This window comes from Staphylococcus simulans (assembly GCF_003043455.1).
Classification (GTDB): Bacteria; Bacillota; Bacilli; order Staphylococcales; family Staphylococcaceae; genus Staphylococcus; species Staphylococcus simulans_A.
In genome coordinates this window covers 1-10,755 of record NZ_PZGG01000073.1, presented here as the reverse complement: position 1 = coordinate 10,755, position 10,755 = coordinate 1, and the positions used below count along the sequence as shown (strand labels likewise).

The window sequence follows — 10,755 nt, the reverse complement described above, 5'->3', positions numbered from 1 at the left end:
TAATGGGTCGTCTGCAGCGTCAGATGTGTATAAGATACATATTCAATCTATTATTGATTTCTTAATCGTCGCATTTGCATTATTCTTATTCGTCAAAGTAGCTAACACAATGATGAAGAAAGAAGAAGTTGAAGAAGAACCAGAAGAAAACACAATTTTACTGACTGAAATCAGAGACTTACTTCAAAAACAAAACAATCCGTTAGATAAATAAAATTTATCTAAAAGCAAAAAGCAATGCCGCAATTTTAAGAACTGCGACATTGCTTTTTTTATTGGAATCTAAACTCTGCATTGCTTTGATAGCCGTTTGAATAGATTTGTAAAATACTTGGGATACGTTGTTTTAATTCGCTGACATGCGAAATAATACCGACCATTCGTCCTGATGTTTTAATATTAATTAATGTATCTAACGCCGTTTCAAGTGTTTCTTGATCCAACGTTCCGAAACCTTCATCAATAAAAATTGCTTCTAACGTAATACCGCCAGATTCTTGTTGTACGACCTCACTTAATCCCAATGCTAACGCTAATGCAGCTTGGAAAGATTCGCCGCCTGACAATGTACTGATTGGTCGTGATTTATTAGAATACCAGTCAAACACTTCTATATCCAATCCGCTATAACCTGCTGACACCGCTTCGCTTCTCACCAATTTATATCGTTGATTTGTCATCTGGAAGAAACGTTTATTCGCATTGTCGATAATCAAGTTCAAGTAATATCTCAGCACAAAGTTTTCTAACGTTAATTTTTGATTATTTTTTCCTGATAAAATTTCAGAAAGTCTGAAAATCTCTTCTTGATCAGCCAATTCTTGTTGTAACGTCGTTATATTGTCTTTCAATGCTTTAAATTCTCTTTGGTTGGATTGAACCTTAAACTCATGTTCATTTACTTGACGAGTTTGAGCTTCTAACTTCTCTTTTGCTTCTTGAAGTTGTGATGCTAAACTTTCTAAATCAGGCTCTGACTGCCCTTGGATTAATTGTTTTAAATTCTCAATATGGCTGGCTAATTTAACTTGAGCTTCACGGAAATCATTAATTTCTTGTTCAATTGATGCTTTCTCGTTCATTTTATCCAGAACATTTTTCACTTCATCTGGTGTTTGAATACCTAGTGTTTCCATTTCTTTATTGGACTGTTCTTCTTGATTGTTGATTTGTTGTGAAAGCTCTGTTAAACGCTCATTTACACTTTGAAGTGAATTTTGTTTTAAAGCATAGTCTTGTTCACATTCTCTTATTTTTTCAGTTAATTTTCTATGTTGTGTTTCAAATTGATCAACTTGCTTTTCTTTAGTTTCATAGTCATTTTTAAATGTCTCTATACCTGTATAAGTCGTCGTTGCTTCAAAAGCATCAACCAGTTTTTGCTGATTCGTTAATTCAGCTTGTTGATTTGTCACTTTTAGTTGTAATGACTGAATCGTTTCATTGATTTGTTGCTTTTGTTTTATTTTCTCTTCAAGCTCAATGTTTTGCTTTTGTTGTTGTTGTTTTTGTTCAGCTGCAGTTTTGTATTTTTCTTTCAATGCATCAATGTTTACTTCAGTATCTTCAGTGTTATGTGCTTCTTCGAAAGTATCAACTGCTTGTTGTTCAATTTTTATTTCTGTATTGAGTTCAGCTGCTTTTGATTTTATTTCATCTCTTTGTTGTTGCAAGTTTTCAAGTTCACGACGATAGGCTCTTAATTGTTCATAATCAACATGATCTGACAGTGACGTAATTTCATGACCGCAAATCGGGCATTGATCACCAGGTTCTAACATAGACTGCAATTTTTTAATCATAGTTTCTTGGTTATCCAGCTCTAACTGATGCGTGTTGAAACCTTTTATTTTTTCTTCCAGTTCATTTAAGGCTTTTTGATTGTTTTCTAGTTCTGTTTCCAAACGTTTAATATTTTGTTTTTGTTTTTGATATGTCGTATAGGCAGTTTGGTATTGTTCAGCTGCCTTGATTTCATTATCAATTTCAAACATGGATTGTGTTAACTGATTGACCTTTTCATAGTCCGGTTGTGCTGTTTCATGACTTGAATCAAGTTGTTTTAAATGTGCTTTTTGCTCATCTAAGGCTGTTTTAAGCTGTTCTACTTCTACAGTTAGCTCGTCTACTGATTGATAAGCACTTCGATATTGTGCTAAATTTTTATAAAAGTATTGAGTTTCACTTAAAAATTGTTGTGCTTGTTCAATTTGTGGTTGATCTTTTTGTAACTGTGTTAATTCTTGTTTATTTGTCTCTAATTTAGTTTCAATTTGTTTTAACTGCGTGGTTAAATACTCAGACTTTTCTTGTGTTTGTGTATAATCTTTACGTGATTGTTCAAGTACAGTCAAAATTTGATGCAATGGACGTACTTCTCTCATTTGTTTTAAGAGAATTTCTAATGATTCAATACGTTTTGCTTCACTTTTTAAATTTTGATACTTTTCTTGTTCTTGTTGTAAAGTTTTTATATTTTGGTCAAGCTCTAATGCTTTTCGATACGCAGCATCTGCTTTTTCAAATTCATTTTGATTTTGTTCTTTTTGTTTTGTGAGCTGATTTAATAATGTTTCAGCTGTAGATTCAAATTCTGGAATATACAGCATCAATTTATCTGTTTGTATACTTGGCGTTGTTTTCAAATTTTCTAAATGTTCATCTTCAAACGTATCTACATTTTGCCAATGTTGGGCAATCGTTTGATAACGTAATTCAATTTGATGTTTTTCATCTTTAATTTCATCTTCAAGTTGTTTTTTCAAGTGATCAAATCGTACGGTATTGAACAACGTACGTAAAATCGTTTGTTTCTCAGAACTTTTAGAGAACAAGAATTTTTTAAATTCGCCTTGCGGGAGAATAAATAACTGTCTGAACTGACTGGCATTAACACCTAATAAATCAATCAAATACTCTTTTCCTTGTCTGATTCGACTTTCTATAAGTTCATAGTCGTTATTTTTCCACTCGTAAATATGCGCTTCCCCTTTTGTCTCGTTTTTGTTTCCTTCTTTCACAAAGGGTGCTTGTCGTACGACCTTAAATAATCGATTTTTTAATTTGAATTCAAATGTGACGACCATGGGTGACTTGCCATCAGCGAAATGGCTTCTAAGTTCTTTCCCTTTTCTGCTCTCTAAAGATGCTTCATCAAATAATGCATAGACAATCGCATCAAATAACATAGACTTTCCTGAACCTGTTTTACCACTAATCAAAAACAGTTCATTATCCTCTAATTTAGAGAAATCTATCGTTTCATCTAAGAAAGGTCCGAAGTTTTCTAAATGTAATATTAATGGTCTCACGCTTCTTCACCTCGGTTCATACGATTTAACAAATCATTAATTTTTTGTTCCTGTACTTTACTCAATGATTTTTGTGTCATACTTTCATAAAAATCTTCAATGATTTCTTTATCTGTCATTTGTTTAATCGCATTTTGCGTTTCATGCATTTCAAACGTTTGTGTATTATTAGAAAGTGCTAATACATTAGGATAAATTTGTTTTAAATTCATCATCGGATCATTGACATGTGAAAGTTGCGTTAAATTGAAATGGATGTAGTTTTCTTTGTTTTTTACTTGTGCGTTTTCTTGAATTGCATCTTCATATGTCGCATCAATTACTTCTAACTCTCTTAACGGTTTAAGTGAAATGAAAATAGACTCAATCTGTCCTTCTTCATTTACAGTTAATTTACGATATCCTTTAGCTTGTTTCGTTTCTGAAAATGAATACTGTAAGAGTGAACCGCTGTAATGCACAAAGTCCGATTGAATACTAAATGGATGATGTAAATGACCTAAAAGTACACTGTCAAATTGTTTCATAACATTCTCTGGTATTTCTTCTACTGTTCCGATAGATAACTCACGTTCTGAGTCTGACTTTATACCTCCTGAAACAGTTAAATGCCCAACTAAAATATTGGTTTGATTCGGGTCTAATTGTTCAGTCATATGTTTTAAACAACATTGAATCGCTTGATCATATGATTTTAATTTCTCTTCAGGATAAAAATGTTGTATTTCTCCTAATGTCGCGTATGGCAGCATATAAAAGTTCACGCCTTTAATTGTAATCGGCTCTGTAATACGTTCTAAATTTGTGCGGATATATAATTGAGTATGCTCAAACCAGCTGGCACCATAATTTAAACGCGTTCTGCCATCATGGTTACCACTAATAATAATAAGTGGGATATTTAAAGCTAAGTTTAAAGTTCTAGTTGTTTCTTCTAATAATTTGACTGTTTCTTTGTTTGGATAGCTTGTGTCGTATAAATCACCCGCGATGACAATAACATCGGGTTGTTCTTCTTTCATCGCATCAATAAATTGTTTAAGAATATATCGTTGATCTTCTAAAAAAGATTGTCCATTTAAAATTTTACCTAAATGCCAATCGGCAGTATGTATGATTTTCATCCAATCACCTCTTTTATTGATTATAATACAAAACGTCCATCCCTTTATAGAGAATAGACGTTTACAGATTACTACTTATATAACTTTTGAAATTTTGCGAAGGTGTACACCATCCCAGCAATAATAGCTGAAATAATACCAATGACATGTTTTAACTTCACTTCAAGTCACCTCACTTTATTTATACTTATTTACCCAAAATAAAAATAAACGATGCTTTATCAAGAATTGAAAAACATCGTTTAACTTATATTTATTTACTTCCATCAATCAACAATTTGTTTTCTTAATTTTTTATATTTCATTAACATCGCTATACGCCATGGCAAGATCATTGAGAATGCTAATAAGAAAAACATACCACCGAGTTGACCTGGATCAATATGACTGCTGATGACAAGTTTCATGACTGTTCTGATCACTAACAGCGAAATCAAAATTATTGGGAAGGCTTTTGAACGTTTCATATAAATCTCGTGACCTTTTACCTCGAAACGAGATGTCCAAATCAATACAATTGAGAACATTAACCCAACCGCCATCGCCTCAAGCGCTTCAAGTCCTGTTATCCTAAAGTAAGGTATAACATACATCAGAGCACCTGTAGACATAAAGATTGGGGGCAGTATGAGTTTTTTCTCATTAACTGGATATTGTTGTGCTTTCATTCGTAATATAATAACGCCGATACTCATTAAAAATGCGACACCGACTGAGAATATGAGATATAACACCGTGACACCTTCTTTTCTACATTAAGTCTATCCTTAGAAATCATTTCATAGTATATCATTTTGTGTCTATATTTCCATATCAAAAGGATTGAAAATGAATAAATACAAATAAAAAGAAAGCCATATGCCGCTGCACACAACTTTCTTTTTATAGATACTGATTATTTCATTTTTTGATCCATGTTTTTGTTCATCATCGTCATCATTTGATTGATTTTCTTTTGAGATGGTTTTTGGCCCATTTGCATCATCATCATACGTAACATCTCTTCGTTGATAGGAGGATTCTTTTTAAGATAATCCATCATATATTTTCTTGCTAGGAAGAATCCACCAAGTAAACCGATGATAAGTGCAGCAATGATTAATATAATTGCTATCCAAGTTGCCATTGTCTCACCCACTTTCTTTATCCTTTAGCATTTTACTAAAATAATTTCATCTTTTCAAGTTGAATCGATACTAAAACATAAGAATAAGAGCTATTCCTAGCTCATTGAAACGCTAACCGTTGTTTTGGGAGTTTCAATTGTAGAATAGCTCTTATCTTTATCTTAATTCAAAACTTATAGGTTATTCAAAAGTTTTAAAACATTTTCTTTTGTAAAGCCGTATTTTTCAACAACTAAACCGCCTGGTGCACTTGCGCCGAAACGATCGATACCAAGTACTTCACCTTCTAAGCCGACATATTTATGCCAACCCAATGAAGAAGCCATTTCAATTGCTAAACGTTTTTTAATTGTTGGTGGGATAACTTCATCTTGGTAAGATTTTGGTTGTTGTTCGAATGCGTACCAGTTCGGCATAGAAACGACACGTACTGAGTTGCCGTTATCCGCAAATGTTTTTGCTGCTTCTACTGCTAGACTTACTTCTGAACCAGAAGCTAATACAAGATATTCTGGATTTTCTTCAGATTCATAAACAACATAAGCACCTTTACGTACCCCTTCTTCCACTGTTTTTTTAGAAACATCTAATACAGGAAGGTTTTGACGTGTTAATACTAATGAAGTTGGTGTTTGTTCACTTTCTAATGCAACTTCCCAAGCAACACGTGTTTCGTTACCGTCTGCTGGACGAATCACATTCATATTAGGGATTGCACGTAAACCTGGTAATTGTTCAATCGGTTCGTGAGTTGGACCATCTTCACCTACAGCGATTGAGTCATGTGTAAAGATAAATGTTGAGTTAAGACCCATGATTGCTGAAAGTCTTAATGCTGGTTTTAGGTAGTCACTGAATACAAAGAATGTCGCACCGTAAGGATTTACTCCACCGTGTGCTGCCATACCGTTTACAGCTGCTGCCATCGCGAATTCTCTGACACCGAACCAGATGTTTTTACCTTCAGGTGTATTGCGATCATAGTCTGGTGCATCTTTAACATTTGATTTGTTTGAACCAGCTAAGTCTGCTGAACCACCAAAGAATGAAGGTACAGATTTACTTAAAGCTTGAATCACTTCACCTGAGTCTGCACGTGTTGCACTTTCTGAGCCAACTTCGAATTCTGGTAATTCTGCTTCGTAGTTTTCTGGTAATTTGCCAGCAATCGCATCTTTGAATTCTTGTGCTAATTCAGGATAAGATTCTGAGTATTTTTCAACTAAAGCTTTCCATGCTTCTTCGTTTTCAGTTGCACGTGTCAACATTGTTTCATTGAAGACATCATAAACTTCATCCGGTACGTAGAAACGTTTTTCTGGATCTAATTTATAGTTTTCTAATGTTAATGTACGTTCATCGTCACCAAGTGGTGCACCATGCACACCATGTGTACCTGATTTGTTTGGTGAACCGTAACCAATAACAGTTTTAACTTCAATCATAGTTGGGCCATTTTGTTCTTTAGCTTTTTCAATCGCATTGTTGATTTCTTCTAAATCATTACCATCTTTAACTAAGATATGGTTCCAACCATATGATTCAAAGCGTTTTTTGATGTCTTCAGAGAATGCTTTATCAAGATCACCATCTAGTGAAATATCATTTGAATCATATAACACAATTAATTTGTCTAATTGTAAATGACCTGCTAATGAAGCTGCTTCATGAGAAATACCTTCCATCAAGTCACCATCAGAAGCTAATACATAAGTGTAGTGATTAACAACTTCTGCATCTGGTTTGTTGAATTTACCTGCTAAGTGGTTTTCAGCCATTGCCATACCTACTGACATTGCGAAACCTTGTCCAAGTGGACCTGTAGTCACTTCAACACCTTGTGTGTGTCTGAACTCAGGGTGTCCTGGAGTTTTAGAATCCCATTGTCTAAATTGTTTCAATTCTTCTAATTCTAAGCTGCCTGATACATGTAATAGGCTGTAAAGTAATGCAGAACCGTGACCTGCAGATAAGATGAATCTATCTCTGTTAAAGTATTCATTTGAATTAGGGTTAAAGTTCAAATGTCTTGTCCATAGCGTATATGCCATTGGTGCAGCACCCATCGGTAATCCTGGGTGACCAGAATTTGCTTTTTCAATTGCATCAATACTCAATGCTCTGATTGTATTGATTGCAAGCTCATCTCTTTTATCGAACATCAATAAAACTTCCTTTCTATACAGCATGATTTTATGCCATTATACATTAAATTAGTTAAGTTTAACATTTATTGTCCTCATGAAATCGCTATCAAATATAATAAAAGTGATTAAAACAATAAAAATATACATTTTCATGAAAAAAGAGCCTTTAGAACATCACTTATTCTGTTCTAAAAGCTCTACATTTATTGTAGTATATTAAGTTTTATTGTCTTTTATTTTGCTCACGTTGTACTTGTTTTAATTTTTCAGGTGTTACATCGTTTCCTTCAGGATCTAATACCTTAGTGTTTTCAATTTGCTGTTTAAATCCTTCACGGAAAGTTTCAAGATATTTTTGATGTAACTCTGCTCTTTCTTTTGCTTCTTCTTTAGTTAAGCCTTCTTCTTTTTTCTTTTTAGAAAGTTCATTAATACGATTAATAGTTTCTTTATGTTGATCTGCCATGCTATCGACCTCCATTAGTCTGATGATTATTTATATTAGCAAACAATCGCTCAAAATAAAATTAATATGTTTCGATAAGCTTATTCCCGATTACAAGGATATTACACCCTAGAACACATCGTGTTAGCAGTATAATCAACATACTTTATTTATAAATCAGTGAACAGTTGCGACAATTGGTCTGTTATTTTGTTCGCCCTGTTCTATATACTGTTGCTCATGTTCGGCTTTTTGTTCTACCTTAGTTGGCAGTGTATGATCTGTCATTTCGTACACTTGTTCTTCATTACTTGACTGCTCTGCACCGATTAAAAACGCTGAAACTAACATAAAAGACATTAACAATACCGCTGTATATAGTAAAAAACTAGTTTGATATTTCCTAATCATTATTCGAACACCCCTAGAACATTTGTTTGTATTTACACATTATCGGAACGATTGTTCGGTGTCAACACTTTTACGAACAAATGTTTGTAAAGACAATATTAACGTGATATAATAAGAACAAACTAGAAGAGGATGTGCATATAAATGACTGAACTTACGAAGCGTCAAAGCGAAATTTATGAATATATAAAACAAGTCGTTCATACAAAAGGTTATCCGCCAAGTGTCAGAGAAATTGGTGAAGCAGTTGGACTTGCTTCAAGTTCTACTGTACACGGGCATTTATCACGATTAGAAAGTAAAGGATATATTCGTCGTGACCCTACAAAACCACGTGCAATTGAAATTGTCAGCGATCAAATCGAAGACAACGCTGAAATCGAAGGTACAATACATGTACCAGTTATCGGTAAAGTTACAGCTGGTATTCCAATCACAGCAGTAGAAAATGTAGAAGAGTATTTCCCACTACCAGAACACTTTACTTCAACACATAACAGTGACATTTTCATTTTAAATGTTGTTGGAGACAGTATGATTGAAGCTGGTATTTTAGATGGAGATAAAGTCATCGTCAGAAGTCAGACTATCGCAGAAAACGGTGATATTATTGTAGCTATGACAGAAGACGATGAAGCAACTGTAAAACGCTTCTACAAAGAAAAACATCGTTATAGATTACAACCTGAAAACAGTACAATGGAACCTATCTACTTAGAACATGTGACTGTTTTAGGTAAAGTTGTCGGTCTATTTAGAGAACTATAGGCTATCGTATCTGTTCATAGGCATATCATCTCTTCTTAATTTTTGTTCGTGTCATATTTATTAGATTCAAATTAATTTAATAAACTACTAACACCCCATAATGTCCAAAGTTTATAGACATTATGGGGTTTTTTAATCATTTTGTTGATTTTATCTCACGTTCTATTATTTCTTAACTTTACATGAACACTTTGCAGCTAAAAATGCCTTCAATCCGAAAGCATCCTTCTTTTTATAGTTATAAATATAGCAATGCCATCATATTTTCATACTTTTGTATTTATATAAAAGACAAATTCACTTATACTAAACATGAGTAATACTTGAGGAGTGAGATGAAATGGATTTAATCTACAAAGGTAAAACAAAAGATGTCTATCAAGACAAAGATGGTGAAATTGTTCTTTTCTTCAAAGATGATATGACAGGAAAAGATGGCAAATTTGATCCAGGTGAAAACCAAGTTGGCTTAACTGTCGAAGGTTCAGGTAAAGCGGGTCTTAAAATGACAAGCTACTTCTTTGAAAAAATCAATGCTGCTGGCATTCCAACACATTATATCGATGCAAACATTGAAGACCGTCAAATGCGTGTTAAAAAAGTATCAGTGTTCGGTCATGGATTAGAAGTTATTTGCAGATACCGAGCAGTTGGATCATTTATTCGCAGATACGGTGACTATATCGAAGAAGGCGCACCACTTAACGCATATGTGGAAATGACTTTAAAAGATGACGAAAGACAAGATCCACTTATCAACAAAGCTGGTCTTGAAGCGTTAAACATCTTGAAACCAGGTGAATATGACGAAATTGCTAAATTAACAGTAAAAATTTCAGACATCATTAAAGAAGAACTTGCACAAAAAGGTTTAGAACTTTACGACATTAAATTAGAATTTGGTCGCGATGAAAAAACTGGTGAAGTTTTACTTATTGATGAAATCTCTGGTGGTAACATGCGTGTGTTTGATAAAGATGGCAAATACATTGAACCTTTAGAGTTTGGAGATTATTTATTCTAATTAATCGAAAGCTGAGGTCGACATAACGATCTCAGCTTTTTGCTTATTTATAAAGCTTTCACAAATTCTATATAGCGTTTGCTGCCCTCAATCAATTCGGCATTCGTCGCATGGTTCACTGTACCATATTGTGCAAAATATCCTTTATATTGGGCACCTATATAATTAAAAGTTGCAATGAACGGCGAAAGCAATGTTTCTAATGTATATTGATTCGACCCCTCTTCAGAATAATCATCCTCTAGACTACCCACAGTCGTAGCAATCGCAAATTTTTTATCACGAAGTTTCGTTCCTTCTGGCCCATACGCAAAATTAAATAAAAATACTTCATCTTGATATTGTTTCAATAATGGCGGACTACTATACCAATACAACGGAAATTGAAATACTATTGT

At 33.7% G+C, this 10,755-nt stretch carries 11 protein-coding genes; 3 read left to right on the top strand and 8 right to left on the bottom strand.

Annotated features, from left to right (window positions below; all coding sequences use genetic code 11):
- On the top strand, positions 1–214 hold a 214-nt coding region (locus BU038_RS10785; RefSeq protein ID WP_199219713.1), incomplete at its 5' end, for an MscL family protein.
- A gap of 58 nt (positions 215–272) precedes the next feature.
- On the opposite strand, the gene sbcC is transcribed toward BU038_RS10785, so the two are convergent.
- The 7 genes from sbcC to sosA all read right to left on the bottom strand — a co-directional run bounded on the left by sbcC (position 273) and on the right by sosA (position 8,565).
- Positions 273–3,311 (bottom strand): exonuclease subunit SbcC, encoded by a 3,039-nt coding sequence (sbcC, locus tag BU038_RS10780; RefSeq protein ID WP_107606041.1) that lies wholly within the window; start codon positions 3,309–3,311, stop codon positions 273–275.
- Positions 3,308–4,435, bottom strand: coding sequence for an exonuclease subunit SbcD (sbcD, locus tag BU038_RS10775; RefSeq protein ID WP_107606040.1), 1,128 nt, complete (start codon positions 4,433–4,435; stop codon positions 3,308–3,310). The genes sbcC and sbcD overlap by 4 nt, the downstream gene beginning before the upstream one ends.
- A 266-nt stretch (positions 4,436–4,701) precedes the next feature.
- Positions 4,702–5,169: a CcdC family protein gene (locus BU038_RS10770; RefSeq protein ID WP_107606039.1), complete on the bottom strand. Its 468-nt coding sequence runs from the start codon at positions 5,167–5,169 to the stop codon at positions 4,702–4,704.
- A 161-nt stretch (positions 5,170–5,330) separates the two neighbouring features.
- A complete protein-coding gene (locus BU038_RS10765) occupies positions 5,331–5,561 on the bottom strand; it encodes a YneF family protein (protein ID WP_341776643.1) in 231 nt (76 codons plus the stop codon).
- A 174-nt stretch (positions 5,562–5,735) separates the two neighbouring features.
- Positions 5,736–7,724: a transketolase gene (gene tkt / locus BU038_RS10760; RefSeq protein ID WP_107606037.1), complete on the bottom strand. Its 1,989-nt coding sequence runs from the start codon at positions 7,722–7,724 to the stop codon at positions 5,736–5,738.
- Positions 7,725–7,932: 208 nt separating this feature from the next.
- Positions 7,933–8,175 (bottom strand): DUF896 domain-containing protein, encoded by a 243-nt coding sequence (locus tag BU038_RS10755; RefSeq protein ID WP_002480853.1) that lies wholly within the window; start codon positions 8,173–8,175, stop codon positions 7,933–7,935.
- Between the two features lie 156 nt (positions 8,176–8,331).
- Complete coding sequence (sosA, locus tag BU038_RS10750; protein ID WP_002480852.1) at positions 8,332–8,565, bottom strand: DNA damage-induced cell division inhibitor SosA; 234 nt, start codon at positions 8,563–8,565, stop codon at positions 8,332–8,334.
- Positions 8,566–8,709: 144 nt separating this feature from the next.
- On the opposite strand from sosA, the gene lexA reads away from it, so the two are divergent.
- Both lexA and BU038_RS10740 read left to right on the top strand, forming a co-directional pair.
- Entirely contained in the window at positions 8,710–9,333 is a 624-nt protein-coding gene (gene lexA, locus BU038_RS10745; RefSeq protein ID WP_107606036.1) for a transcriptional repressor LexA, read from the top strand.
- A 340-nt stretch (positions 9,334–9,673) separates the two neighbouring features.
- Positions 9,674–10,357 carry a phosphoribosylaminoimidazolesuccinocarboxamide synthase gene (locus tag BU038_RS10740; protein WP_107606035.1) on the top strand — a complete coding sequence of 228 codons (684 nt, stop codon included), beginning with the start codon at positions 9,674–9,676 and terminating at the stop codon, positions 10,355–10,357.
- 47 nt (positions 10,358–10,404) lie between these two features.
- On the opposite strand, the gene BU038_RS10735 is transcribed toward BU038_RS10740, so the two are convergent.
- Positions 10,405–10,755 (bottom strand): NAD(P)H-dependent oxidoreductase (locus BU038_RS10735; RefSeq protein WP_142402600.1); only part of this gene is annotated, 351 nt, incomplete at its 5' end.

Excerpts from the sequence above, each read along its gene's own strand:
- sbcD (WP_107606040.1), bottom strand. The coding sequence starts at position 4,435 with ATGAAAATCATACATACTGCCGATTGGCATTTAGGTAAAATTTTAAAT.
- BU038_RS10765 (WP_341776643.1), bottom strand. The coding sequence starts at position 5,561 with ATGGCAACTTGGATAGCAATTATATTAATCATTGCTGCACTTATCATC.
- tkt (WP_107606037.1), bottom strand. The coding sequence starts at position 7,724 with ATGTTCGATAAAAGAGATGAGCTTGCAATCAATACAATCAGAGCATTG.
- BU038_RS10755 (WP_002480853.1), bottom strand. The coding sequence starts at position 8,175 with ATGGCAGATCAACATAAAGAAACTATTAATCGTATTAATGAACTTTCT.
- sosA (WP_002480852.1), bottom strand. The coding sequence starts at position 8,565 with ATGATTAGGAAATATCAAACTAGTTTTTTACTATATACAGCGGTATTG.
- lexA (WP_107606036.1), top strand. The coding sequence starts at position 8,710 with ATGACTGAACTTACGAAGCGTCAAAGCGAAATTTATGAATATATAAAA.
- BU038_RS10740 (WP_107606035.1), top strand. The coding sequence starts at position 9,674 with ATGGATTTAATCTACAAAGGTAAAACAAAAGATGTCTATCAAGACAAA.